The organism is Caballeronia pedi (genome assembly GCF_001544915.2).
In the GTDB taxonomy this organism is placed as follows: Bacteria; Pseudomonadota; Gammaproteobacteria; order Burkholderiales; family Burkholderiaceae; genus Caballeronia; species Caballeronia pedi.
In genome coordinates, this window is record NZ_FCOE02000008.1 from 95,935 (window position 1) to 121,291 (window position 25,357).

Sequence of the window (25,357 nt, forward strand, 5' to 3'; positions counted from 1 at the left end):
CGCACGACCTTGCCCGCTCACAAGCCGCTTGACGTGCTGCCGCTCACGCAGCCGGTCACGCTGAGACTGCCGTATCCGCCGAGTTCGAACAGGTATTGGCGGACCTACGTCGTGCAGGGTCATGCACAGACCGTCGTGTCTGCCGAAGCGAAGGCCTATCGTCGCGAGGTCGCTTGGCTGCTCAAGGTCGCGAAGATTCGCGAGCCTGCGTTCGGTCGGGTCAAGGTCACGATCGTGCTGCATCCGAAGATGCCGCAGGATGCACGGCTGCGCATGCGCAAGTTCGGCGATCGTTGGGAGGACGATCTACTGTGCATCGACCTCGACAACGCCCTGAAAATTTTGTTTGACTCGCTCAAAGGCAGAGTCTTTTACGACGACCGCTTTGTGTGGAAAATCGATGCGTCACGCGGTGAGCCGAAACCAGAAGCATGCGTCGTCGTGACGATTGAGCGCGTGCCGTATATCGAGCCGCAGCAGGCCCTCTTCGATGCGATGCCTGTGCAACCGCAAACGGTCGATGACCCATTCGCATCATGAACGCCAAGGGATTCACGATGATGGTAAGACTCGAAGCGATCAGGCATCGGCTCGCAGCAGACAATGAACGACTGCGTGAAGCCTTGGCACTGATCGCCGCTATCGGCGAAGGCCATGCCGAAACTGACCTTCGCAACTGCGCACGCATCGCACGCAATGCGCTGCTGTCGGCAGAACCCGAGAACAAAGCATTGCGGCACGAGCCGCGTCACCCGGAGCAAGAAACATCATGAGCCAAGCCAATGAACAGCCGAGCAGCAATGCACAACCGGCTAGCGCACCTGTCGATCCACAAGCGCCGACTGCACCTGTTGCGCCTGTGGCACCGGTCGCACCTGTTGCGCCTGTGGCACCGTCGGCACCTGCTGCTCCTAGCCAACCGGCGCAGCCTGCCGCGCCTGCGCAACCCGCTGATGCGCCTACGAAACAGTCGCCGTCCGAGAAGGGCCAGGACCAAGGCCGCGACGGCAACGACGAGGACTGACGACGATGCACTCGACGAAGCACCGCTGCGCGTGGCCTCACTGCGACGAATTGGTCGCACGCAACATGTGGGGTTGCAAGGTGCATTGGTACATGCTGCCGTCGCAGCTGCGTTCGTGGATCGGTCGCGCGTATCGGCAAGGCCTTGCCGCCGACGCGCACCCGACCCGCTACTACGTGAAGGCGCATCAGGCCGCGCTCGCTTGGATCGCGGAGAACTGCACGACCGAGGACGAACATGCACGGTGAGATTTTTCGGGACGTCGCTGTCGCACTGACGACCAGCTATCGCATGGCGAGTACACCCGCCGTCGATGCTGGCGCGACCCGCCGCGCCCTGATCGTGATCGCCGTCTCGCAGGCCAGCCGCTCACGCATGCAGTCCGACTACGTGAAACGGCTGGTCGGCTATCCCTCGCGCGTCGTGGACCTCTCAGGACTCACGCGGCTCGAAGCCCGCGCACAATGCGCGCTCGTGCGCGAGGCCGTCGTCAACCGGCTATCGATTCCCGAAGCGTGCGCCGTGCTCGCGCGCTTCAGTCAAACCCCCGGCGAGAAGCAAATGGGTGTGTCGGGACTCGTCGCGCATTTCTCGGCGACGGGTCCCGCTTCCCTGCGCTCGCTCGATGACCCGCTCGCCGATCCCCTGTGGGACCTGCTCTGGCGTCATTACCTGCCGCAGCGCTACGGCGACGGCCTGTCGCTGCGGGAGATTGCGCGCCGCACGCATATGAGCAAGTCCGCACTGTCGCGCCGCGCCGACGAACTCGCGCATGACCTCGACGCGCTCGAACAGCAGGCGCTTAAGAGTCTCGAACATTCATTCGTGCCTGAGGGCCTATGCGAGGCGCTGCTCGCCCGGATCGATAGCACGCCTAGCGGGTCCGTGAAACAGACCGCGTGAAACATTCTTGCGGTCGTGGGACAAATTGCCTATGCTCTGCGCAATGTGGCGTCGTGTGTTCGCCATTTCTGCTTGCGCTGTCTCAGTCCGCTTCCCTCGGCAGGGAGCGGACTTTTTTTTTGGAGCGACGCCACGATGAACGCATTCGGACGCTGGCTGCGCAAGGTCACTGGCGACGTTGCGCCGATCGTGAGCGAGATCGAGATCGCCTCGTTGCATCCCGGCGACCTGCTTATCTTTCACCTTCCCGAGCAGCTATCGCCCGATCAGGTCGAGCGGCTGCGCGCGGACCTCACGACACGACTGCCGAGGACGGTCAACTGCTGCCTGATGGTCGGCGAAGACGTTCGTGTCGATATCGTTCGGGTCGTCGATCCGACGACTCGCCCTATGCAACGCCCGATAGGCGGATAGCTCTAGGAGGTCTCATGCTGACGATGCAACAGGCCCGCGACATGCGGCAAGGCATAACCCTGTCTGGCGATCGCAATCAGTGCAGCGAGTGCGGCCTGCTGTTCAATAGCTCAGGCGCTTTCGATAAGCACCGTACAGGCCGCATCGGAGTGTACGAAGGACCTGAGGCCCGCAGATGCTTGTCCCCTTCAGAGATGCGCCTCACTGGCATGGCGGTAAATCCTGCCGGATTCTGGGTCAAGGCCCTGATGACTGAGGAAGAGAGGGAAAGGGCAAAGGCAGGAATCGATTCTGATCTGTTACAGGTAGAGCTAGAAGCCTCTGGCAGGCCTTCGGAGGTAGTAGGACAGCGGGAAGCCCCTGCCAGCCCCTCCTAGCATTTGGCTGAAAGCCCGCTCTGTCATGTCTGCACCTGACCAACCCCGGCAAGTGCGGACCAGAGGCCGCCGCTGGCTCAGGATCAGGGCCCGTCACCTTGCCGAGTACCCGCTCTGCGTCAAGTGCCTGTCTCAGGGCTTCACCACTCAGGCACAGGAAGTCGACCACATAGTCCCCTTGTTCAAGGGCGGCACTGATGCCCCGAGCAACCTGCAATCGCTCTGCGTGACCTGTCATGCGGACAAGACTCGCGACGACTGCGGCCTTGCTCCGATCGGTTGCGACGTGTTCGGCTCGCCGATCGAGGCGAAACGAAAGTTCCGATGATCGGCCGCCGCCGTCGTCGCTCGCGGGTCGCGCCGTGGGGGGCCGTTTGTAACTTTTTTCGCGAGCGGTGGACACCCCGTGCCCTCCTTTATTTTTAGAAATCCGTTCTATCGCCGGGCCTGCCTCATAGGGAGCGTCAATGGACCAGCCTGTTAAAAATGCGCCGCAGTGGCCCGCGGCCAAGGTGCAACTGTGGGACATCGAGAAGCTGATTCCCTACGCACGCAACGCGAAACAGCACTCTGCAACGCAGGTCGCGCAGCTTGCCGCGAGCATGCGCGAGTGGGGCTTCACGATGCCGGTTCTCGCCGCCGAGGATGGCACGATCATCGCCGGTCACGGTCGGGTCATGGCAGCGAGACTGCTCGAATGGGAGCGCTTGCCGGTCATGATCGCGAAGGGTTGGACCGACGCGCAACGCCGCGCGTATGTCCTGGCCGACAACCGCCTGGCCGAGTCGCCGTGGGACGATGAACTGCTGGCGGTCGAACTCGACGCGCTCGCGTCCGATAAGTTCGACATGTCGCTGCTCGGCTTCACGAACGACGAGATGGACGCCCTTGCAAACGCAGGCGAATTCGGCCCCGGCAGCGCAGGCGATCAAGGCGACCTCTCGACGTTACAGCCGATCATCTGCCCGCATTGCGGCGGTGAGGTCCCCCGCAAATGAGCACGCCCGCTCGCCTGTCCGAAGCGACCGGAGCGAAGCCCGCTCTGCGCATCGATTGGGCGACCGACGAGGCTGTCGCCTATGCCTGCGGTCACTGGCACTACTCCCGATCGGTCCCGGTCAGTACGAACGTCAAGATCGGCGCATGGGAAGGCGATCGCTTTATCGGCATCGTGCTGTTCAGTCGCGGCGCGAACCGGCATATCGGCAACCCCTACGGCCTCACGCAAACCGAGTGCTGCGAACTCTCGCGCGTCGCGCTGCGTGACCATCAGACGCCTGTGTCGCGCATCGTCATGCTGGCCGTCAAGTTCCTGCGCAAGGCCTCACCCGGCCTGCGCCTGATCGTCAGCTATGCCGACACCGTACAAGGCCATGTCGGCGGCATCTATCAGGCCATGAACTGGATTTATACCGGCGTCGGCAAGACGACACGCGTCGTCGTGCATGGCGAGGTCCTGCACGGTAAGACCGCGAGCAGCCGCTACGGCAAGCGAGGGTTCAACCTCAAGTGGCTAATCGCGAACGTGGATCCGAAGGCGACCCGCATCGACGGCGGCGACAAGCATCGCTACCTGCTGCCGCTCGATGACGACATGCGTGCTCAGGTCGCACCGCTTGCCAAGCCTTACCCGAAGTCTGATTCAACCCCGCGCGAGAAGCGGGCGATGACCGGTTCCACCGGTACAGCGGCGGTTCAACACCGACCCTCGCGCTCCATCCTTAAGACGGTGACTCATGCCCGGAATCCGAAAAGGGCGCGGCACAGTGCCAAGAAAGCCAACTCACCTGCGGGTGATTGAAGGCACGACGCACAAAAACCGCAACCCCTACGAACCTAAGCCCGAACTCGCGATCCCTGAGCCGCCGACGCATATGTCACGCACGGCGCGCGCCGAATGGGACCGCCTAAGTGTGGTCCTGTTCAGGCTCGGCCTGCTCACGCATCTCGATCGCGGCGCGCTCGCGGCTGTCTGCTCGGCCTACGGTCGTTGGGTCGATGCCGAGGAAGCGCTCGAAAAGATGGGCCGTCCGCTGCTGTACAAGACGACCAACGGCAATTGGATACAGCACCCGCTGATCGGCACGGCGAACCGCGCGGCGTATCAATACGTCCACCTTGCCGCCGAGTTCGGCCTCTCACCTTCGGCACGCGCGAACATCCGCGTGAATCCTGATGACAACCAAGACCCGGCCAAAGCCTACTTCTGAGCCGACAGGGCCGGTCGCTGATCCTGTCACGCAGTTCGCGAAGGACGTTCATAGCGGTGCGATCGTGGCAGGCCCTGACGTGCGCGCGGCCTGCCGCCGTCACCTGCATGACCTGCGGCACGGCAAGGCCCGAGGGCTTAAGTGGGACCTGCCCGCCGCGATGCGCGTGATTAACTTCTATCCCGACGTGCTGCGCCTGAACGGCGGCGAGTTCGAGGGCGTGTCCTTCGGCCTGCTGCCGTGGGAGGCCTTCATCGTCGGCAGCTTGTTCGGCTGGAAGCGTCGCGACGGCTCACGCCGCTTTCGTGAGGCCTATGTCGAGTCGGGCAAGGGTAGCGGTAAGTCACCGCTTGCGGCCGGCATTGGCCTGTACATGCTCGTCGCCGATGGCGAGGAACGTGCCGAGGTGTATGCAGCAGCGACGAAGAAAGAGCAAGCGCAGATTCTGTTTCGCGATGCGGTCGCGATGGTCGATCTATCGCCGACGCTCTCGTCACGTATCACGAAGTCGGGCCGCGCCGAACGCACGTTCAACCTCGCGTACATACATAAGGCCTCGTTCTTTCGCACGATCGCGAGTGACACGACAGGCCAGTCAGGACCGCGCCCGCATTGCGCACTGATCGACGAGATTCACGAGCACAAGGACCGCACCGTCATCGACATGATGCAGGCAGGCAAGAAAGGCCGACGCCAGCCACTCATTTTCATGATTACGAACTCGGGCAGCGATCGCACGTCGCTTTGCTTCGAGAAACACGAGTACGGGCAAAAGGTCGCCGCGCAGCAGCTTGCCGACGATGCGTTCTTCGCGTTCATCTGTTCCCTTGACGAAGGCGAGGACCCGTTCGAAGACGAGGCCTGTTGGGTCAAGGCGAATCCCTCGCTCGGGCAGACCATCCAGCATAGCTATCTCGACGAGCAGGTTCGGCAGGCGCGCGGCATGCCTTCGCTCGAATCCACCGTACGGCGCCTGAACTTCTGTCAGTGGGTGGACGCCGACGATCCTTGGATCACGACCGACGTATGGAAGTCATGTGAGGTCGGCGCACCGCTCGCAGTGCATGAGGTCATCGCCGACACCGATAGCGACGCGATGCCCGCGACATGGAAAGCGACCGTCGAGCGTGCGCTCGCTGAACGCGACGCGATGCTTGAGCGCATGAAAGGCCGCGAAGTGTTCGGCGGGCTTGACCTCTCGGGCACGCGCGACTTGACCGCGTTCGCAGCTGCGTGCAAGCAGGACGACGGCAGCGTCGATGCCTTCGTTGAGTTCTGGACGCCCGGCGACACGCTCGCCGAACGTGCGCGACTGGACAACGTGCCGTACACGGTCTGGAGCAAGGCCGGATTCATGCATGCGCGTGAGGGTTCGATCGTGCGCTATCGCGATGTCGTGCAGCGCTTCGTCGAGCTACACGAGCAACTGAACATTGCGCGCATCGCGTTCGACACGTATCGCATGAAGGACTTCGAGCAGGCCCTCGAAGAGGCCCGCCTCGTGCTGAAACTCGTACCTCACGGCCAAGGCTTCACACGCGCCGCGGAGTCGGGCCTATGGATGCCACGCTCGATCGAAATACTCGAACAGCTTGTGTTCGATCAGACCTTGCGCGTCGCCTATAACCCCTGCCTGCGCTGGAACGTGCTGAACGCCGAGGTCAAGGCCGACGCGAAGAACAATCGCGTGTTTCACAAGGCCCGGCAGCAGAAGCGCATCGACGGCCTTGTCGCCTTGACGATGGCGATCGCACTCGCAGGCGCGACCGAGCGCCAGCCCGAGTACCAAATGCTTTTCATCGGCTAACGGAGATAGACATGAAACTCGAACGCGCTTACACGCTGCTCGACGTGCGCAGCAGTGACGACGAAGCCCGCACGATTGAGGGCATCGCCAGCACGCCGACGCCTGACCGCTACGAGGATATCGTCGAGCCGCTCGGCGCGAAGTATGCACTGCCGATGCCGCTGTTGTGGCAGCACCGCAGCGACGCACCTGTCGGACATGTCGAGTTTGCGAAGCCCGACAAGACCGGCATTCCGTTCAAGGCCCGCGTGCTCAAGACTGACGAGCCGGGCACGCTTCGCGATCGGCTCGACGAGGCTTGGCAGTCCGTCAAGATGGGCCTCATTCGTGCCGTCAGTATCGGCTTCCGTCCGATCGAGTATTCAATGATCGAAGGCGGCGGCATTCGCTTCCTGTCGTGGGAGTGGCTAGAGCTATCGCTCGTGACCATCCCCGCGAACGGTGAGGCAACCATCAACGTCGTTCGCAACATCGACGCCAGCGAACGGGCCGCGTCCGGCCAAGGTTCGTCGACGATCGAACGTCCCGCATCACGCGTCGTGCGCCTGCATGACGATCCCCTCTCGCGCGCTCGCGAACCCTTCGTGATTCACACTATCCATCGGAGCGTGAAATGAAGTTCACCATTCAGGAACAGATCGCGGCGTTCGAGGCACGCCGGGCCAGCGCGAACGCGCGCATGGTCGAAATCATGGAAGCGGCCGCCGAAGTCGGCGCGACGCTCGACACCGCCCAACAGGAAGAGTTCGACACGCTGACCGATGAAATCAAGGCGATCGATTCGCATATCGGACGGCTCAAGACCATCGAGGCTCAAGTCATCCGCGCCGCTTCACCGATCATCGTCACCGACCCGGCCAGCGCGAGCGCCGTGCGCGGCGGCGTCGTGGTCCCGCAGCAGCAGCAACGCAATCCGGTTATCACGGTGCAGCAGAACGTCGCGAAGGGCGTCGCCTTCACGCGCTATGCGATCGCACTGATGCGCGCTAAAGGCGACCTGATGCAAGCCGCCGAGATCGCCCGAGGCTGGCACGACAGCACGCCGCAGGTCGAACTCGTGTTGCGTGCTGCTGTTGCCGCAGGCACGACGACCGATCCGGCATGGGCCGCGCCGCTCGTTGATTACACGAACATGACCGGTGAGTTTATCGAACTGCTGCGGCCTGAAACGATCATGGGCCAGATTCAGGGCTTTCGTCGTGTGCCGTTCAATATCAAAATGCCGTCGCAGCTTTCCGGCAGCAGTGCGCAATGGGTCGGTGAAGGCAAGCCGAAGCCCGTTAGCGCCCTGAGCTTCGGCACGGTGACGCTCGGCTTTAGCAAGGCCGCTGGCATCGTCGTCATGACCGACGAGCTTGTCCGGTTCTCGAACCCGAGCGCCGAGGCGATCGTGCAACGCGACATGATCGCGACCATCGCACAGTTCCTTGACGTGCAGTTCATCGACCCGACTGTCGCCGCCGTCGCGGGCGTGCATCCCGCCTCGATCACGAACGGTGCGCCGAACATCCCGGCGAGCGGACCGACCGCTGATGACCTGCGGCAGGATATCGGGACCTTGTTCGCGATGTTCGTGCAAGCCAACATGTCGATTCGTGGCGCGTACTGGATCATGGACCCGGTGATGGCGCTCTCGATCGGCATGCTGTCGAACGCGCTCGGTCAAGCCGAGTTCCCCGGCATCAACATGAACGGTGGCGTGTTCTTCGGCCTGCCGGTAGTCGTGTCCTCGAACGTGCCGCACCACACGAGCACAGGTGAATCGGACCCGGCGACGACCATGCTCGTGCTCGTGCTGCCGTCTGAAATCCTGCTCGCCGATGACGGCGGCGTCACGCTCGATGCATCGCGCGAGGCCTCGCTGCAACTCGACGATGCGCCGACAGCGGGAGCCGCGACGCTCGTCAGCCTGTGGCAAAACAACATGGTCGCGCTGCGTGCCGAGCGTTTCATCAACTGGCAGCGTCGGCGCAATCAGGCGGTCGCCTATATCACGGGCGCACGCTACGGCGGCAACTTCATTATCCCGAAGCCGCCTGTGACTGATGGCGAGGAAGGGACGAACGGCGAGCCGGTACGCGACGCAGGCCTTGTGACGACGACCCGCAGCTAGTGCGTTTAGTCGATCGCGCAACACATACAGGCTAAACAGGCCGCAGCAGCTAAACGAAGGGCACGACCGGCGATCGGCGTGCCCTTTCTTTTTGAGGGTAGCAACCATGAAAGTCACGGCGAATCGCGCGTTCTCTTACGGGCGCAAGCAGTACGACAAGGGCGACGAAATCGAGATGCCTGAGCGCGACGCGAAGCTGCTGGCCGCGACCGGCCGCATCCTCGTGCCTGAGCAGACAGCAGGCAAGGCCAAGCCTCAGGCAGGACGCCAGAAGCCCCACCAAGCCCCTGATAACCGACAGGAGCACGCAGAGCAGCAGGACGATGCCGAGGAAGGCAGCAAGGGCCGCAAGGGCAAGGGCAAAGCCTACAAGCGCCGCGACATGACTGCCGAGGGCAACCCGAGCGGAGACGAATGACCATGCGACTCTTCGGCCTTGAGATCACACGCGCCGCGCCGCGAGGCAGCACAGGCAGCGCAGGCAGCACGACGGCCTCGCAGCCGGTCGTGCCGATGGATGGCCGCACGGTCGGCAGCGGGAGCCTGGGGCCGTTCGGTAGTGGCGGCTGGTGGCCGCTGATCGTACGCGAGGCCTTCGCAGGTGCATGGCAACGCAATATCGAACTCAGGCCCGAGACGATCCTCGCGTATCACGCCGTCTATGCCTGTGTCACCTTGATTAGTGCCGATATCGGCAAGCTGGCCGTGCGCCTGATGACCCGCGAGGGCGAGGTCTGGATCGAAGCATCGTCGCCCGCGTTCTCGCCTGTGCTGCGCAAGCCGAACCGCTATCAGAACCACATTCAATTTATCGAGAATTGGATCATGTCGAAGCTGACGCGCGGCAACACGTACGTGCTCAAGGAACGCGATGCGCGCGGCATCGTCGTCGCCCTCTACGTGCTCGACCCGAACCGATGCAAGCCGCTCGTCACCGAGGACGGCGCGGTCTATTACCAGCTTGATATGGACTACCTCGCGGGCATCGTCCCCGACGATGACAATCGCGGCGGACAGGTCATCGTGCCTGCAAGTGAAATCATTCACGACCGCATGAACTGCCTGTTCCATCCGCTGTGCGGCACGTCGCCCTTGTTCGCGTGCGCGCTCGCTGCCCGCCAGGGCCTTGCGATCCTGAACAACTCGGCGGCGTTCTTCGAGAACGGAGCCGAACCGGGCGGCATCCTCGTCGCGCCCGGTGCGATCAGTGACGAGACAGCGAAGCGCCTTAAGGATCGGTGGGAGGAAAACTACGGCGGGGCGAACCGAGGCCGCATTGCCGTGCTCGGTGACAACCTGAAGTATCAACCGCTGACGATGACCGCCGTCGATGCCGAACTTGTCGATCAACTGAAGATGACGAGCGAGGTCGTGTGCTCGGTGTTTCATGTCCCCGGCTATATGGTTGGCGTTGGCGCTGCCCCGACCTATAACAATATTGAGTCGCTGTCCCAAAACTATTATTCGCAGTGCCTGCAATCGCTGATCGAATCGTTCGAGCTATGCCTCGACGAAGGCCTCGCACTGCCACCCGAGTATCGCACCGAGCTAGACCTCGACGGCCTGCTGCGCATGGATACCGCGACGATGGTTAAGACGCTGGTCGATTCGGTCGGCGGCGGCATCGCAGCACCTAATGAAGCACGCAAGCGGCTGAACCTGCGGCCTGTGAAGGGCGGGCAGACGCCGTACCTGCAACAGCAGAACTATTCGCTGGCGGCACTCGACGAACGCGATCGCAATGCACCGTTCGCGAAGCCTGACCCTGCGCCGACCATCGGCCCGCCGCAACCGACGAGCAGCGGCAATGGCGGCAGCAACGCGGACGACGCCAACGACGACGAGACAGCGAGCGAGCGCTCGGCGCGCTGGTTCGATCGGCTCGTGAGCGGCCTAACGGAGGCAGATCATGCGTGACGTGACCGGAATCCCGAATGAACTGCTCGACGTGATCGCGCGTGCGATCAAGCTGCACGTGCAGACCTATTGCGCGTCGATCATCGCCCGCCTTGACTCGATCGAAAAGCGCAGCGAGCCGGTCGTCAACGTGACCAGCTTCCCGGTGAAGGATCACAGCGAAGCGGTTGCGAGCCTGCAACGCAATGACGAAGAGCAGGCCAAGCAGACTGCCGAGCACCGGCGCGAACTGGATCGTGTCGCGAGCGGCCTCGATGCGCTCGGCGAGCGGGTCAAGACGATCGAAGGCCGCGAGCCGCCTGTCGTGAAGGATGGCGAGCCGGGGCGCGATGCGTTCGAGCTCGACGTGCTGCCGGTCATCGACTTCGCGAAGGACTACGCACGCGGCACGCTCGCCCAGCATCAGGGCGGTTTGTGGCGTGCACACGCAAACACGCACGGCGAGCACGGCTGGGCCTGCGTGGTCGATGGCATCGCATCGACGCAAGTCACGATGGACAGCGAACGCAGCTTCACGGTGCATATCGTGCGCTCGGGCGGCGCACACGAGACAGCGACGTTCGCCCTGCCGGTCATGATCTATCGCGGCGTGTTTGTGGCGGGCGAAACATACAAGGCCGGTGACGTCGTGACATGGGCCGGTTCCCTCTGGCACTGCAATGCGACGACCGACACGAAGCCCGACACGGGCGGCGATGCATGGACTCTCGCTGCGAAACGCGGTCGTGATGGTAAGGACCGCATGAGCATTGTGGGGGCGGCAGCATGACAGGCGACCTCGTAACAATCGATCAGGCCCGCGCGGCACTGCGGCTCGATGATGACTTCCCCGACCTCACGGTTCAGATCGCGATCACGAGCGCGAGCGATTCGGTCATTCAGTATCTGAAGCTGAAGGAACCGTACACCGACGAGAACAAGCCCCCGCCGAACGTGCAGCAGGCGACCTTGCTGCTCGCCGGCATTCTGCTGCGGGACCCGGATGGCGTCGAGTCACAGACATGGGAGCAAGGCTATCTGCCGTGGGCCGTCTGCAACCTGCTGCACCAACGTCGTGACCCGGCGATGGAGTAAGGACGATGGCAACCAAGACCACAGGCCTCGCAGGTGGGCCGCTCAGGCATCGGGTAAGGCTCGAAGAGCCAGTCGTGCAGGTGGACAGCTTGAGCGGCGAGCCGGTCATTACGGAATGGCTTGATCGTGGAACCGTATGGGCCTCGGTCGAGAGCCTGAGCGGTCGCGAGTGGCTGCTCTCGGCAGAGTTCCGCGCAGGCACGACAACCCGAGTTCGCGTGCGCTGGCGCGATGACGTGACCGAGCAATGGCGGGTCATTCATGCACGCAAGGCCGGTGACACGATTTACAACATCGACGCGGTGCTGCCTCGGTTCGAGAGTATGTCCGAACTGAACCTGATGTGCAGCAGCGGCGTCGTGACCGAGGGCGGACAGCCATGATGTCGATAAGCGCAGTCAAGGGCCTTAAGGAACTGGACGAGTTTCTGGCGACACTGCCCGAAGAGGTTCAGAAAAGCATGCTGACGAGTTCGCTGCGCGTCGCTGCAAAGCCGATCCTCGATCAGGCAATGCTTAACGTCCTGATGAACTTCGGCGGGCATCCGCGTTCGAGCGGCGTGCTGTTCTCGCATATCACGCGCGGCAAGGTCAAGCGCACAGGCTATGCAGCCCGCATCGATGTGAAGCTGAAGCGCCGCAGCAAGTCGCCCGGCAAGGTCAACGCACGCATTAACGGCGTGCGTAAGCCTTACGGTGACGACCCGTTCTATGGTCGTTTCCTCGAGTTCGGTACGTCGAAGATGGAGGCCAAGCCGTGGCTGCGGCCTGCGGCGATCGCCAAGCAGGACGACGCCGGTCGCGGCCTTAATGTCGAACTGCAACGACGCATGGCCTTGTGGTGCAAAAAGAACGGCGTCAAGTTCGTGCCGAGCCTCTGACCATGACCGAGGCCGACCTCTTCGCCATCCTCGACAGTGCGATGCCGGGACGCGTGTTCACGCCGATCGCACCTAAGGGAACCGTCGAGCCGTATGTCATCTATCAAGACGTGACGGTCCTACCAACCAACACGATGTGCGGTTATGCATGGCTCGATCAATGTCACTGGCAGATCGACAGCTATGCCCGCACGAAGGGCGAGGCCCGCGCAAATATGGAACTCGTCAAGCAGGCCCTGCACGCTGCTGACCCGCAGCCGACAGTGGAGAACGAGCAGTCGTTGTATGAGGTCGAGACGCGGCTATGTCGCCGCATGGTTCAGGTCATAACGTGGGACTCAACCGGAAAGGTGACAGCATGAAAAAAGCCATGAGTGCGCAAGGCACGAAGATGTATCTCGAAGATTTGACGAGCGCGCCGACGGCAACCGGCGCGATTGTATCGGCGAGCGCGAGCGAACCCGTCTATGCGGTGTTCGATGACGTAAGCAAGCTGAAGAACGGCGAGCCGGTTCTAATCACCGGGACCGGCTGGCCCTCGCTCGACAATCAGTCGTTCGTGCTTCAGGACCTCGACGTTAACGGCAAGTCAGCGGCCCTCTATGGCAGTGACGCGACCGAAGAGACAGCGGAGTTCGGTGACCTCTCGATGTGGTCGTTGAGCACGTTTATCGACCTGTGTGCACGCACGTACTCTGTGCAGCAGACGCCCGCGACCTCGATCGACACAACCACCCTGTGCGATGACGAAAAGACTTCGCTCGTCGGCTTCCGCGATCCGGGGACCTTCACGTTCGATTTTTTCATCGACCCGACCGACCCCGCGTATCTCGCCCTGCTCGCCGCCTATGACGATGGTGAGGTTCGCATGCTCGAAGTCGTGTATCGGAACAAGGCCGTGCGCACGCTGCCGGTCATCGTGCAGTCGATCAGTGAAACGGGCGGCGTCGATCAGGCTGTGGCCGGATCATGCACGATGAAAATCACGGGCGCACCTGTGCTCACGCAGCCGCCTGACAGCGGCCAGCCCGCCGAGCAGTACAACCTCAGTGTGACCGTCACGCCCGCAAGCGGTGACGCACCGCTGCACGTCACGATGCAACTGACCGAGACAGGCGGCGCAGCTGCGAAATACGCGATCGACTGGAAGGACGGCAGCACGGTCGAGAACCTGATCGGCAGCAAGACGACCACGCACAACTACGAGACGGTCGGCAGCTACGAGGCCGCAGTGACTGCGACAGTCGGCAATAAGGCACAGCCGGTCGTCAAGGCGAATCCGGTCACGGTCGCGAACGCGGGGGGTTAAAGCATGAACGACCTGAGCCAACCCGCGCCGCTCTTTCATCTCGTCACGTTGAGCGAGGAAGTGCCGACGACGCTGTTCGGACATGTGACCGTGAGCGAGCTAGCGAACCGCGTGCTCTCGAACCTCTATGCCGAGCACGATCCCGAGACCGATGCCGAAGGCTTCGGGCATGCGCTGCTGTGCGAAAGCGTGCGCGGTGAGAACGGCGAGCGCATGACGCCCGAGTTCATTCGCAGCCTGCCAAATCGTGCGCTGCCCGATCTAAAGCTGCTGATGCAGGCCGCTGTTCGCGTCAACGGCATGGAGCGCGCCGACGTGGAAAAAGAGTGACCGCACCTGTAACGCGCCTCGTGTATGCAGTGGCCGCGCATCTGCATATGACGGCGGGCGCGGTCCTCGATCAGATGGGCGCACACGAACTCATGACGTGGGGATACCTCTTCGACGAACACGCGAAGGCACAGCAGCAAGCAGCAAGCGCGCCGCTTGAACTGAGCGTCGAGGACGAAATCAACGCATGGAGATAGGTCGATGGCTTCCGCTGGGAACATAGTTTTCGAACTCGCCGCCGACGTGTCACGTCTACGGACGGACATGCAGAAGGCAGCGAAGGAAGTCGATGCGTCGCTGAAAAGCATCGCACAGTCGTCGGCAGTGTCCGCGTTCAAGATGGGCGCAGAGTTCGCGCAGAGCTTCGCGCGGGCCTTCAGTGAGAACGTCAAGAAAGCGATCGACCAAGCCGACGCGATGGGCAAGCTGGCGCAGCGCGTCGGCACCACGACCGAGGCTATGTCGGCGCTCGCGTATCAGGCGAAGCAGGCCGATGCATCGACCGATGACCTTGCGGCAGGCTTCCGAGGTCTATCGAAATCGATCGTCGAGGCAGCGAAGCCGACCAGTGATGCCGCTGCCGCGTTCAAGGCCTTCGGCATCAATGTCGATGACCTCAAGAACAAGGACCCTGCCGAGCAGCTTGCTTTGATCGGCGAGGCCATGAAGGGCTTTAAGACCAACGAGGACTTCATCGCTGCCGGTACCGCGATCTTTGGCAAGAACTTCACGGCCCTGTTGCCGATGCTTAAGCAAGGTAAAGAGGGCTTCACCGATGCAGCGAAGGAAGCCGGAAGCCTCGGCGCGATCATTAAGGACAGCACGGCTAAAGCGGCTGACGAGTTCAATTCGCAACTGACGAAGCTAAACACAGTCGGCACCTCACTGTGGGGGTCGATCGCCGAAAACCTGTTGCCGACCGTTAAGGACCTTGCGAAGTATTTCATCGACGCGGCGAACGACGGCACGACGTTTAAGGAAGTGCTCGAAGATGTGGCCGACGCGGGCGCGTTCGCAGCGCGTGTGCTGATCGGCACGACCGCGAACGTCACCGCAGCAGCGAAGGCGTTCAAGTTCCTTAGTGACTCGTACAAGGTCCCGGTCGGTGATATCGAAGGCCAGAAGAAACTGCGCGCGGACTTCGCCGGTGAGGTGGAGGAACTGTACACGAAGGCCGCGAACGCACAGGCTGCAATCTCTCGCTCGCGGGAGGATGCCCGCGCAGGCATCAAGCCGAAAGTAAGCGCGACGGACAACCATCAGCAGGACGAGGCGAACAAGAAAACGGTCGACTTTGCGAAGGCGCTCGCCGATGCAGGCAAGGCAGGCAAGAAAGCGAAGGAAGAGATCAGCGACTATCAAAAGATGATCGAGCAGCTAGACACGGACTATCGCAAGCTGGCCGCCGAAGGCGATCCGATGAAAGAGCTACTGAGCGACCCGCGCTATCTCGAATCGAGCAAGGCCCAGCAAGCGGACCTCGTTGCCCGCACGCAGCGAAACATCGACCTGAAGCTGGCGATCGAGGCCCGCGCACAGGCCGAAGAGGATGCGAACAACGAAGCTGCCCGCCAGGGCGCTGAAGCGGCCGCACGCTGGAAGGCCGAAGAGGACCATGCGAAGGACATATGGGATTGGGCCGACCAGCAGCGCCGTGCCGTCGATCCGATGCTCGACTATAACGATCAGGTCGATAAGCTGAACGAGGCCCTGAAGGAAGGCGCGATACCCTCGATGGAGGAATACCTCGCGATCCTTAAGCGTATCAACGATAACTACGATCAGCAGATCGACAAGTCCGATCCGTGGCTCGAACAGCTTGAGCAGATACAGAAAGCGATCGAGGGCTTCGGCAAGAAATCGAGCGATGCCCTCGTTGACTTCATGTTCGCGACGAAGGACGTCAGCGTCAGCTTTAGCGAGATGGTCGTATCGATCCTGAAGGACCTCGCCAAGATGCTGGTCTATCAACAGATCATGGGGCCGCTGTTCGGCGTGCTCGGCAAGGGCCTAACGGGTCAAGGCTGGGACTGGACCAGCTTCGTCGAGGGCAAGCTACAGAGCGGCGGCCCTGTGCGTGCTGGCGGCTTGTATCAGGTCAACGAGATTCCGGGCCGCTCGGAGTACTTCATTCCCAACGTGCCGGGCCGTGTCGTCACTGATGCAGGTGCAGGCGGCATCGGCGGCGGCAGCAATGTCGTCGTGAACGTGCACATGGCGAAGGACGACACCGCTACACAGAGCACGACCGCCAATCAGAAGCAGGCCGCGGAACTCGGCAATCGCATCGCGACTGTCGTGCGGCAAGTCATCAGCACCGAGAAGCGCGCGGGCGGTCTGCTCGCACCAACCCGCTAGAGGTCCCGCCATGCCTGAAACCGTCCTTGCGCTCAACGAGTCGCAGCGCCTGAAGCTGCACGCGCTGCTCACGAGCGATCGTGTGTTGATCGAGCCGCAGGCCTCAGGCCTCGCGTTCAAGTGGTGCGTGACTGAGGCCAGCTACGAGCTAGAGCCGAAGATCGTCAAGGCACAGTTCGGCGATGGCTATGCACAGCGCAGCCCGGCAGGCATCAACACGCAGGCCTGCATGTGGACCATCAGCATGAAAAACAACGACGCCGAAACGGCCGGCGCGGTCGTTGCCTTCCTGTCGGCACGCAACGGCGTCGAGATTTTCAACTGGACCCCGCCGCGCCAGATCGTGGACCCGCCTGTCGTGCAGGACGTTATCTGTCCGTCGTGGTCGGTCCGATACGGGCAGCTCGTGTCGAACGGCACACTGCTTTATGACGTGTCGTTCAAGTTCGAGCAGGTGTTTGTATGAGCCTCAAGGGCGACATTCAATCGCTGTCGCCGAGCGCGCGCATTGAACTCTACGTGATTGACCTGCGGCCCTATCGCGAGCAGACCCTGTACTTTCATGCAGGCACGAACAAGGTCGGCGGCGATGTCGTGTGGCAAGGCGTCACGTATGTGCGCTATCCAGTGCGGGCGAGCGGCTTCGAGTGGAAAGGTCAAGGCACGCTGCCGCGACCTCACTTCGCGGTCGCGAACGTGACCGGCATCGTGTCGGCGATGTGCAAGCAGTACAGCGATTTAGTCGGCTGCAAGGTCACGCGCAAGCGGACGCTCGCACGCTATCTCGATGCGGTCAACTTTCCGAACGGCAACCCGTTCGCGAATCCCGCCGAGACCTTCGCCGACGACATATTCGCAGTCAATCAAAAGGTGCGCGAGAGCAACGATATCGTCGAGTTCGAACTCGCTACACCGATGGACGTTGAGGGCGTGCAACTGCCGGGCCGACAGGTCATCCAGAATGCATGCCCGTGGCGCTATCGCGGCGACGGCTGCGGCTATGCAGGCCCGCCCGTTGCCGATATCAACGACAACCCGACAGGCGACCCGGCGAGCGATGCCTGCGGCAAGCGGCTCAAGTCATGCCGCATGCGCTTCGGCAATGGCTGGATGCCGTTCGGTGGGTTCCCCGGTGCAGGCACGTACAGGTCATGACCATGAAAGACGAGACCCTTGCCGCTGTCGTGCCGATGGTCATCATTCACGCACAGGCCGAGGAACCGCGCGAGTGCTGCGGCGTCGTCGTGCGCCGCGATGCCTCACTCGTGTATGTGGCCTGCCGCAACGTCGCGACCGAGCACGAGCATTTCGTCATCGACGGCAACGACTATGCACGCGCCGAGGATACCGGCCTCGTGATGGCGATCGCGCACTCGCATCCGTACCAGTCGCCCGAGCCATCGCTCGCCGATCGCACCGGCATCGAGCGGACCGGCCTGCCGTGGCTGATCGTCAACGTGCCGACCGGTCACTACACGATTACGCGGCCCTCGGGCTTCAATGCACCGCTCGTCGGTCGTCCCTTCGTGCATGGCGTGCACGACTGCTATTCGATCGTGCGTGACTACTACGCCGAGCAAGGCGTCATGCTCAACGACTACCCGCGCGCCTTCGGCTGGTGGGAGCAACGCGGCGGGCCTGACCTCTATCGGCAGAACTTCGCGAAGGAAGGGTTTCATATCGTGCTCGCGCACTCGCCGCAGACGCTCGACGATTACAACCGCATCAAGCGGAACGACCTGCTGCTGATGAACATTCGCGCAGCGCACGACAACCATATGGCGGTATATCTCGGCGGCGGCGTCATGCTGCACCACTTGATCGGGCAGGCCTCGAAGCGCGAGGCTTATCAGGAGTTCTACCAGCGGCGCACGACTGCCGTGCTGCGGCACGAGCGGTTCATGACGCCCGACGAACTGAAGGACGAACCGTCATGCTGACCGTCCGCTTATACGGTGACCTCGGCGCACGCTTCGGGCGTCGCTACCTGCTTGACGTGCGATCGCCTGCCGAAGCGGTGCATGCACTGTGCGTGCAGCTTCCCGGCCTGCGTCGTTACTTCATTGAGCATGCGACACAGCAGTTCCGCGTGCGCGGCGTGCAGGACTACGACGAGCAGGACATGCACTATCCGCAAAGCACCGGCACGCTGAAACTCGTGCCGATGATCGAAGGCGCAGGTGCATGGGGCAAGGTACTCGGCGGCGCTGCCCTGGCGGTCATCGGCGCGGTCGCGATGGCCTACGGTCAACCGTGGGGCGCGAAGGTCATCGCGCTCGGCGCTGCACTCGCAATGGGCGGCGTCGCGCAAATGATGGCCCCGCGCAATGCAGGCACAGCGACCCCGGAGAAAGCCGACAATCAGCCTTCCTTGGCCTTCGACGGTGCAGTCAATACGATGGGTCAAGGCGGGCCTGTGCCGCTCGGCTACGGGCATCTGATCGTCGGCTCGCAGATTATCTCGGTCGGGTTCTCGACGAACAATGAAGTGGTGATTCGATGACCGCGCTCGTGCGTGACCTCATGCCGATCGCGGGCGCTGGCGGCGGCGGTGGCAAGGGCGGCGGCTCAGGCGGCTCGTCGGCACCTGTCGAGGCTCCCGACTCGCTGCGCTCGATCCAGTACGCGCGGGTCATCAATCTAATCTGTGAGGGCGAGGTCGAAGGCATCGTCGGCGGCGCACAAGGCATCTTCGTCGATGACACGCGGCTACAGAACGCTGACGGCACGTGGAACTTTTCAGGGGCGGCGGTCGAGTGGCGCAGCGGCACGGCGAGCCAGCAGCCGATCGCAGGGTTCTCGGCGACCGAGAGCGAGAGCAGTGTCGGCGTCGCGGTGACTGCCGCCGCGCCGGTCGTGCGCTCGATCACGAACCCGAACATGACCTCGTTCCGTATCACGCTCGGATTCAATGCGCTCACGACACTGGACCCGACGAACGGCAACCTCTCGGGCGCATCGGTCACGCTCGGCATCGACGTTCAACGCAACGGCGGCGGCTTCGCTCGGATCTACACCGATACGGTCGATGGCAAGACGACGAGCCGTTATCAACGGTCCTACCGCATCGACCTCATGAGCCGCTTCGGCACGATCGGCGGCACCTTCGATTTTCGTGTGGTGCGGGTCACGCCTGATGCAACCTCGGTCAACGTGACGGACAAGTTCCAGTGGGAGACGATGACCGAAATCGTCGACTCGCAGCTTATCTATCCGTACTCGGCACTGGCGGGCGTGCAGATCGATGCATCGACATTCAAGGCCATTCCGAAGCTGGCCTTCGATATCAAGATGCGCCGCATACAGGTCCCGTCGAACTATGATCCGACGACTCGGGCCTATACGGGCATATGGGACGGTACGTTCAAAATCGCATGGAGCGACAACCCGGCGTGGGTTGTGTACGACCTCGTGACGACGGCCCGGTTCGGCCTCGGCAACTATCTGTCGGCGGCGCTCGTCGATAAGTGGACCCTATACACGATCGCGCAATATTGTGATGCCCTCGTGCCTGACGGCTTCGGCGGCATGGAGCCACGCTATACCTGCAACGTGTATGTGCAGGCCCGCAGTGAAGCGATAGGCCTGCTGCAACAGTTCGCCAGCATCTTTAACGGCCTGCTGTTCTGGACCGGCGGCGCGCTCACCTTCGCTGCTGACATGCCCGCCGATACGACGGTCGTGTATGGCCGCTCGAACATCATCGACGGCGTGTTCAACTACGTCGGCACGCCGCTTAATCAGCGGCACACGACTGCGCTGATTACGTGGAACGATCCGGGCAACAAATACCAGCAGGCGATCGAGTACGTCGAGGATCAGGAAGGCGTAACCCGCTGGGGCGTGCGTGCCCTTGAGGTTCAGGCCTTCGGCTGCACGTCACGAGGACAGGCGCACCGCATCGGCAATTGGGCCTTGCTCAGTGAGCGGCTGCTCGGTGAGACGGTGACGTTCCGCACCGGCATGAATGCCGCGTTCAGCAGGCCGGGCGATGTGTTCGCGACGACTGACGAGACACGTGCGGGCCTGCGCATGAGTGGCCGCGTCATGAGTGCGACGGCCTCGACGATCAGGATCGATGCACCGATCACGGTCGGCATCGCGCAGTTCTCGGTCATGCTGCCGAACGGCACGTTCGAGACCCGCACGACCACGAACGCCTACGGCTCGACCGATACCGTTACGGTCAACCCGCCGTTCTCGGTTGCACCGACGCGCGGCTCAGTGTGGAGCTATCAAAGCAGCGACCTCGTGAATGAACAGTGGCGCTGCGTGGGTGTCACCGAGGATGACGACGGCAATGTCGAAATCAGCGGCATCGCCTACCGGCCCGACAAGTTCGCTGCGATCGAGCTGGGCCTGCAATTGCAGCCGCTGCCGACTTCGATCATTGATCCGTTCAACGTCGGACCCTGCACCGAACTGAAGGTCAAAGAGAGCAAGTATCAAATGTCGCCCGTCGTCGTCGCTGCGCGTGCCACGTTCTCATGGCTCGCACCGCTCGGCGCGGTGCGCTTCAACGTGCTCTATCAAAAAGGCAGCGACGCGCCGGTCTACATTCAAAGCGGTATGCCGAGCATCGACGTGCAGCCGACCGAAGAGGGTCAATGGACCTTCACGGTGTGGGCGATCAATGCGATCGGCGTGACCAGCCCGCCCGCGACGATCGTCGTGCAGCTACGGGCCTTGAATCAGCCGCCCGGCGATGTGAAGGGCTTCCAGCTTGATATCTACAACGACAGCGCACAACTCGGCTGGCTGCCTGCAACCGACCTCGACGTGATGGTCGGCGGGCAGGTGCATATCCGATACTCGACGCGGCTCACCACTGCGGTGACGTGGGAGGAAGCCAGCCCGATCGCGCAGTTCGCAGGATCACAGACGAGCGGCTTTGTCGCCCTCATGAAAGGCACGTACCTCGCAAAGTTCCGAAACTCGTCGGGCGCCTTCAGTACGAACGCGGCCTATATCATCAGCACGACAGGACCGCTGCGTGACTATAACCTCGTCGTCGATATGGCCCAGCAGCCGACCTTCACAGGCACGAAGGTCAATTGCGAAGTGCGTACCGGCGTGCTGTACCTGAGCCAGAACGCAGACCGCACGGCGGTCGCCCTGCATGCCGAGTACTACTTCATGCCGAAGTTCATCGACCTCGCGAAGGTCTACACGATCCGCTGCTCGGCCTACATGGAGGGCGCAGTCTACGGCCTGCTTGATGACGTGGACTCATGGCCCGACTTCGATGCGCGGCTCGACGTGGACGGTTCGAAGATCGACGAAGGCGGCGCAATGGTCATGGTGTCGACCACGAACAAGGACCCGGCGACCGCTGCCGAGGCTGACTGGTCTACATACAAGCGGCTTGTCGTGTCAGACCTCACGTTCCGTGCTGCACGCTTCATGCTGCAAGAGGTCGTCCCGGACCTCACGACTGGCATGGGGATTATCACGCTCGGCGTCAAGGTCGATGTGCCTGACCGCATCGAGTCGCGCAACAATGTCGCGATCGCAGCTGCGGGTACGACGATCAAATTCACTGTGCCGTTCAAGGATGCCCCGGCGATATCGATCATCGCGCAGGGCCTCGCGAGCGGCGATAAGTGGACGATCACAGGACAGAGCGCGACCGGCTTTACGATCGCGTTCCAGAACTCGGCAGGCACGGCGATCGCCAAGACCTGCGACTGGATCGCACGCGGCTACGGCTACGAGCATGTCGCGCTCGCCGGCCTCGGGCAGCAGGACCTCGAACGGGCCGACCTCGATGTGCTGATCGCACAGCGTGCGGCGATTGGCCCTGTCATGCAGCAACGCAACGAACTCGGAGATTGGTTATGACACAAGTCGCCTCGTATCAGGTCCCCGCGCATCCGTCCGGTCTGGACATGCGTACGCAACTGAATGCGATCGTGCTCGCGCTCGTCGGTGATAACTCAGGACCGACTGCACCGACCGTGACCTATCCCGGCATGATGTGGGGCGACACGACAGCGAACCGATTGAAGCGACGCACGAACGCCAACGATGCATGGGTGGACTTAGGTCCCATTGATAACTTCCTCGCCGACGTGACGACCAGCGTAAACAACAAGGTCAACCGAAGCGGCGACACGATGACCGGCGCACTGACGCTCTCGAATACGGGGACCATCTCGTACCAGCTTTATATGAAGGCAGGCAGCTATAACCCGCATATTCGCAGTAACTCCGCTTTGCCCGGCTTCGAGTGGGTCAATAGCGCGAACAACGCCGTGCCTATGAGTCTGTCTGATTCGGGCGGCTTGGTTACGGCGGGTGGCATATCGAGCACGAACGGCACGATCCAAGTCAATAACTACAATCAATTTGTCGTGGCGGGCGCAGCAGGCAATGCACGGCTACGGGCCGATGCAGGTATCCCGAACGGGTACGGCGCGGGCGCGATCGGCTGCGGCTTTATCAACAGCGCAGGCAGTGCATGGAATATTCAGATAAGCGACAACGGCAACTATGGATGGCGCGGCTTTTCCTACAACGACATATCACGCGTCGCGAATAACGGTGATGCGAATGGCTATCGCACTGTGTTCGGCGGGGGCTGGCTAAAGCAGAACGAATACAACTACGGCGCGTATCACGACTTGATGCGAGCCGCGAGCGAGGACTATGCATGGCGCATCCATTTCAACTTCACGAACGGTTACCTTGAGTTTCTGCGCAACGGTAGCGGCAACGTTCAGTTCTCGCCCGATGGCAACCTCTATTGCTCGGCCTTCGGATGGATATCGAACAAGGCGAACGCAGGCTCGCGCGTGCAATGGGATAGCGGCGTCAATGAGTGGGGGCCGATCAACGGGCCGACGACGCTCGACATGGGCGCACCGTGGGTGATGGAAGGCTGGCGCACGAACTCAAATGGCAATTGGGTCAGCGGTGCGCAATGGATTCGTGGTGTCGTCCTTCGGAATCAATGAACATGACTAACGAAGAGCTTTGCTATCTGCTGCTGAAGTTCTATCCGGGAACAGTCAACGGCCTGCACTACCTCACCGGCCATCGGCTCGACACTGAGGGCAAGCAACTCGGCGAGGCCTTCCTACAGTACTGGCGATTGCCGGACCCGCAGCCCTCACGCGGCCAACTCGTGACGTGGTGGGAACAGAACCGCGAAGAGGTTCAGGCCACGATCGCCGGTATCCATCATCGGTGGGAACGCAACGAGCGACTGCTCAAGGCCGACGCACTGGTCTATCGTGCCGAGGACTCGGGCGACGAAGCCCGAGCGGCTGCCGCGCGCAAGTATCGGCAGGCCCTGCGTGACGTGCCGCAGCTTGCCGGATTCCCTCATGCGTTCGAGTGGCCTGTGCCGCCTGAGGCCGATGAAGTCGAGAACGTCGCACGGCGCGATGCGGTCCTGAGGGACGTCGAGGCACGGTTCGCACAGCCGACGCCCATCGTGAGCATGCCCGCCGACCTGCTGCCGCCTGCCTCACTGTTGAGCGTGACCGAGGACGGCATGACCAGCCCGGCACTGCCGCCGCCGCCGCCGCCGATGTATCAATACGGCAACCTCGAAACCGGTGAGACGATGAAGCCGCCCGAGCACCGCAAGCCAATCGTGCCTGTTCTCGGCCCGGATGGTAGGAGGACTACCGAAGGTGAGGACGGCGACGACGGAGAGCCGCTGCCGCATTCGCCCGGCTATGAAGAGGGCATACCGGCGAACGGAGGCACGTCCGAGAGCACGATTCCGGTCGCCGAGACGCCGCCGTTCGAGCCGAGTCCGCAACCTGACTTCCTCGAACTTCAGGACCCGCAGAACGCTGCCGCGATCGCACTCTCTGCGGACCCTGCCGAGAAGCTGCGGGCCTTCCTGAGCGCGAACCCCGACGTGCTGGACTTCATCGAGGACAACACGCCGCCGCCCGAGCCGCCGCCCGATCCTGACGCGGAGCCGAAGTCATGAAAGCCGGATCGCTGGGCCTGCTAACGATTGCCCTGGCGGTGACCTCATGCGGCACGTTCAACCCGCCTAGCGGGACGATGGCCGGGCACAACACGACACTACCGGCGCAGCCTGCCTGCCTGATCTTTTGCTTCGCCGAGGTCAGGTCAAGCATCGACACGCCGCCGCCGAGCGCAATGACGAAGAACAAGCAAGGTAAGACCGCGCCTGCACCTGTGATCGTCCCGCCGCCAGTCATTAACACCGCACCCGCACAGAAGCCGCCCCCCACGGCCCCGATCCCTGACGGATCCCGCCCATGACACGGCGCGCGCGGCTCGTGCTGTGCTTCCTCGTCATTCTCGCCGTACTCGCAGCAGGCCTAACGACGCTCGTCTCAGTGCTCAAGACACCGCGCCGCCCGCCTGCTGTACTCCCTGCTGTTCAACCTGCCCGACCGGGCATCCCAACGAAGAGGTAAGGACCATGAAGGTAAAGATCGAGAACCAAGGCGACAGCGATATCCGCGTCGTGACGGACCATGACACCGTGAACGACACGACGCTCGAAACAGGGGCGACTGAAGTGTTCGAGTCGAACGACGAGGGCGTGATCGAGCTACGTGAACTCGGCAGCGACGAACAGCAGGGAGAGGAAGACGACAGGCCCTGAGGCAGGACAAAAAAAGGCCCGCACGAGTGGCGGGCCGAATGC

Annotated in this window: 32 protein-coding genes; all 32 read left to right on the forward strand. The window is 62.3% G+C overall.

Going from position 1 to position 25,357, the window contains the following annotated elements; translation table 11 throughout:
• Nucleotides 1-33: 33 nt before the first annotated feature.
• The 32 genes from AWB80_RS14400 to AWB80_RS14560 all read left to right on the forward strand — a co-directional run bounded on the left by AWB80_RS14400 (nucleotide 34) and on the right by AWB80_RS14560 (nucleotide 25,315).
• The gene (locus AWB80_RS14400) at nucleotides 34-540 is read left to right on the forward strand and encodes a RusA family crossover junction endodeoxyribonuclease (RefSeq protein ID WP_244206506.1); all 507 of its coding nucleotides are present in this window, start codon (nucleotides 34-36) and stop codon (nucleotides 538-540) included.
• A complete protein-coding gene (locus AWB80_RS43955; RefSeq protein ID WP_061175344.1) occupies nucleotides 537-773 on the forward strand; it encodes a hypothetical protein in 237 nt (78 codons plus the stop codon). The genes AWB80_RS14400 and AWB80_RS43955 overlap by 4 nt, the downstream gene beginning before the upstream one ends.
• A gap of 343 nt (nucleotides 774-1,116) precedes the next feature.
• Nucleotides 1,117-1,272: a hypothetical protein gene (locus tag AWB80_RS43960; RefSeq protein ID WP_160147440.1), complete on the forward strand. Its 156-nt coding sequence runs from the start codon at nucleotides 1,117-1,119 to the stop codon at nucleotides 1,270-1,272.
• Complete coding sequence (locus AWB80_RS14420) at nucleotides 1,262-1,927, forward strand: MarR family transcriptional regulator (RefSeq protein WP_061175346.1); 666 nt, start codon at nucleotides 1,262-1,264, stop codon at nucleotides 1,925-1,927. Before AWB80_RS43960 ends, AWB80_RS14420 begins: the two co-directional genes overlap by 11 nt.
• Nucleotides 1,928-2,062: 135 nt before the next feature.
• Nucleotides 2,063-2,341 carry a hypothetical protein gene (locus AWB80_RS14425; RefSeq protein ID WP_061175347.1) on the forward strand — a complete coding sequence of 93 codons (279 nt, stop codon included), beginning with the start codon at nucleotides 2,063-2,065 and terminating at the stop codon, nucleotides 2,339-2,341.
• A 402-nt stretch (nucleotides 2,342-2,743) separates the two neighbouring features.
• Entirely contained in the window at nucleotides 2,744-3,046 is a 303-nt protein-coding gene (locus AWB80_RS14435; protein ID WP_061175349.1) for an HNH endonuclease, read from the forward strand.
• Nucleotides 3,047-3,185: 139 nt separating this feature from the next.
• Nucleotides 3,186-3,716 carry a ParB/Srx family N-terminal domain-containing protein gene (locus AWB80_RS14440; protein ID WP_061175350.1) on the forward strand — a complete coding sequence of 177 codons (531 nt, stop codon included), beginning with the start codon at nucleotides 3,186-3,188 and terminating at the stop codon, nucleotides 3,714-3,716.
• Nucleotides 3,713-4,519 (forward strand): Mom family adenine methylcarbamoylation protein, encoded by an 807-nt coding sequence (locus tag AWB80_RS14445; RefSeq protein WP_208635646.1) that lies wholly within the window; start codon nucleotides 3,713-3,715, stop codon nucleotides 4,517-4,519. Before AWB80_RS14440 ends, AWB80_RS14445 begins: the two co-directional genes overlap by 4 nt.
• Before the next feature lie 73 nt (nucleotides 4,520-4,592).
• Nucleotides 4,593-4,928, forward strand: a complete 336-nt coding sequence (locus AWB80_RS14450; protein ID WP_208635647.1) for a phage terminase small subunit P27 family — start codon at nucleotides 4,593-4,595, stop codon at nucleotides 4,926-4,928.
• A gap of 64 nt (nucleotides 4,929-4,992) precedes the next feature.
• On the forward strand, nucleotides 4,993-6,735 hold the full coding sequence (locus AWB80_RS14455; RefSeq protein ID WP_244206507.1) for a terminase large subunit: 1,743 nt from the start codon (nucleotides 4,993-4,995) through the stop codon (nucleotides 6,733-6,735).
• Nucleotides 6,736-6,746: 11 nt separating this feature from the next.
• On the forward strand, nucleotides 6,747-7,352 hold the full coding sequence (locus AWB80_RS14460; RefSeq protein WP_087131276.1) for an HK97 family phage prohead protease: 606 nt from the start codon (nucleotides 6,747-6,749) through the stop codon (nucleotides 7,350-7,352).
• Nucleotides 7,349-8,848, forward strand: a complete 1,500-nt coding sequence (locus AWB80_RS14465; protein WP_087131277.1) for a phage major capsid protein — start codon at nucleotides 7,349-7,351, stop codon at nucleotides 8,846-8,848. The genes AWB80_RS14460 and AWB80_RS14465 overlap by 4 nt, the downstream gene beginning before the upstream one ends.
• Before the next feature lie 106 nt (nucleotides 8,849-8,954).
• Complete coding sequence (locus AWB80_RS14470; RefSeq protein ID WP_061175353.1) at nucleotides 8,955-9,266, forward strand: DUF7210 family protein; 312 nt, start codon at nucleotides 8,955-8,957, stop codon at nucleotides 9,264-9,266.
• Nucleotides 9,263-10,765: a phage portal protein gene (locus AWB80_RS14475; RefSeq protein WP_244206508.1), complete on the forward strand. Its 1,503-nt coding sequence runs from the start codon at nucleotides 9,263-9,265 to the stop codon at nucleotides 10,763-10,765. The genes AWB80_RS14470 and AWB80_RS14475 overlap by 4 nt, the downstream gene beginning before the upstream one ends.
• Nucleotides 10,758-11,534 carry a hypothetical protein gene (locus tag AWB80_RS44605; RefSeq protein WP_061175354.1) on the forward strand — a complete coding sequence of 259 codons (777 nt, stop codon included), beginning with the start codon at nucleotides 10,758-10,760 and terminating at the stop codon, nucleotides 11,532-11,534. The genes AWB80_RS14475 and AWB80_RS44605 overlap by 8 nt, the downstream gene beginning before the upstream one ends.
• Entirely contained in the window at nucleotides 11,531-11,839 is a 309-nt protein-coding gene (locus AWB80_RS14485; protein ID WP_061175355.1) for a head-tail connector protein, read from the forward strand. Before AWB80_RS44605 ends, AWB80_RS14485 begins: the two co-directional genes overlap by 4 nt.
• 5 nt (nucleotides 11,840-11,844) lie before the next feature.
• Nucleotides 11,845-12,222 (forward strand): phage head closure protein, encoded by a 378-nt coding sequence (locus AWB80_RS14490; protein WP_087131280.1) that lies wholly within the window; start codon nucleotides 11,845-11,847, stop codon nucleotides 12,220-12,222.
• On the forward strand, nucleotides 12,183-12,719 hold the full coding sequence (locus tag AWB80_RS14495; RefSeq protein ID WP_143328037.1) for an HK97-gp10 family putative phage morphogenesis protein: 537 nt from the start codon (nucleotides 12,183-12,185) through the stop codon (nucleotides 12,717-12,719). Before AWB80_RS14490 ends, AWB80_RS14495 begins: the two co-directional genes overlap by 40 nt.
• A gap of 2 nt (nucleotides 12,720-12,721) precedes the next feature.
• A complete protein-coding gene (locus AWB80_RS14500; protein ID WP_061175358.1) occupies nucleotides 12,722-13,081 on the forward strand; it encodes a DUF3168 domain-containing protein in 360 nt (119 codons plus the stop codon).
• The gene (locus AWB80_RS14505) at nucleotides 13,078-14,028 is read left to right on the forward strand and encodes a phage tail tube protein (protein WP_061175359.1); all 951 of its coding nucleotides are present in this window, start codon (nucleotides 13,078-13,080) and stop codon (nucleotides 14,026-14,028) included. Before AWB80_RS14500 ends, AWB80_RS14505 begins: the two co-directional genes overlap by 4 nt.
• Before the next feature lie 3 nt (nucleotides 14,029-14,031).
• Nucleotides 14,032-14,358: a hypothetical protein gene (locus AWB80_RS14510; RefSeq protein ID WP_061175360.1), complete on the forward strand. Its 327-nt coding sequence runs from the start codon at nucleotides 14,032-14,034 to the stop codon at nucleotides 14,356-14,358.
• A complete protein-coding gene (locus AWB80_RS14515; protein WP_061175361.1) occupies nucleotides 14,355-14,555 on the forward strand; it encodes a hypothetical protein in 201 nt (66 codons plus the stop codon). The genes AWB80_RS14510 and AWB80_RS14515 overlap by 4 nt, the downstream gene beginning before the upstream one ends.
• A gap of 4 nt (nucleotides 14,556-14,559) precedes the next feature.
• A complete protein-coding gene (locus AWB80_RS14520) occupies nucleotides 14,560-16,716 on the forward strand; it encodes a phage tail tape measure C-terminal domain-containing protein (protein WP_143328038.1) in 2,157 nt (718 codons plus the stop codon).
• 10 nt (nucleotides 16,717-16,726) lie between these two features.
• Entirely contained in the window at nucleotides 16,727-17,182 is a 456-nt protein-coding gene (locus tag AWB80_RS14525; protein ID WP_087131281.1) for a phage tail protein, read from the forward strand.
• Nucleotides 17,179-17,871, forward strand: a complete 693-nt coding sequence (locus AWB80_RS14530) for a phage minor tail protein L (protein WP_061175363.1) — start codon at nucleotides 17,179-17,181, stop codon at nucleotides 17,869-17,871. The genes AWB80_RS14525 and AWB80_RS14530 overlap by 4 nt, the downstream gene beginning before the upstream one ends.
• Before the next feature lie 2 nt (nucleotides 17,872-17,873).
• On the forward strand, nucleotides 17,874-18,656 hold the full coding sequence (locus AWB80_RS14535) for a C40 family peptidase (RefSeq protein ID WP_061175526.1): 783 nt from the start codon (nucleotides 17,874-17,876) through the stop codon (nucleotides 18,654-18,656).
• On the forward strand, nucleotides 18,650-19,219 hold the full coding sequence (locus AWB80_RS14540) for a tail assembly protein (RefSeq protein WP_061175364.1): 570 nt from the start codon (nucleotides 18,650-18,652) through the stop codon (nucleotides 19,217-19,219). The genes AWB80_RS14535 and AWB80_RS14540 overlap by 7 nt, the downstream gene beginning before the upstream one ends.
• A complete protein-coding gene (locus tag AWB80_RS14545) occupies nucleotides 19,216-22,557 on the forward strand; it encodes a TipJ family phage tail tip protein (protein WP_061175365.1) in 3,342 nt (1,113 codons plus the stop codon). The genes AWB80_RS14540 and AWB80_RS14545 overlap by 4 nt, the downstream gene beginning before the upstream one ends.
• A 47-nt stretch (nucleotides 22,558-22,604) precedes the next feature.
• Nucleotides 22,605-23,672 (forward strand): hypothetical protein, encoded by a 1,068-nt coding sequence (locus tag AWB80_RS44885; RefSeq protein ID WP_244206509.1) that lies wholly within the window; start codon nucleotides 22,605-22,607, stop codon nucleotides 23,670-23,672.
• 2 nt (nucleotides 23,673-23,674) lie between these two features.
• Nucleotides 23,675-24,664, forward strand: a complete 990-nt coding sequence (locus AWB80_RS14555; RefSeq protein ID WP_160147441.1) for an XkdW family protein — start codon at nucleotides 23,675-23,677, stop codon at nucleotides 24,662-24,664.
• Nucleotides 24,661-24,966 (forward strand): hypothetical protein, encoded by a 306-nt coding sequence (locus AWB80_RS43250; RefSeq protein WP_143328039.1) that lies wholly within the window; start codon nucleotides 24,661-24,663, stop codon nucleotides 24,964-24,966. Before AWB80_RS14555 ends, AWB80_RS43250 begins: the two co-directional genes overlap by 4 nt.
• Before the next feature lie 163 nt (nucleotides 24,967-25,129).
• Nucleotides 25,130-25,315 carry a hypothetical protein gene (locus AWB80_RS14560; RefSeq protein ID WP_061175367.1) on the forward strand — a complete coding sequence of 62 codons (186 nt, stop codon included), beginning with the start codon at nucleotides 25,130-25,132 and terminating at the stop codon, nucleotides 25,313-25,315.
• The last annotated feature ends 42 nt before the right edge of the window (nucleotides 25,316-25,357 follow it).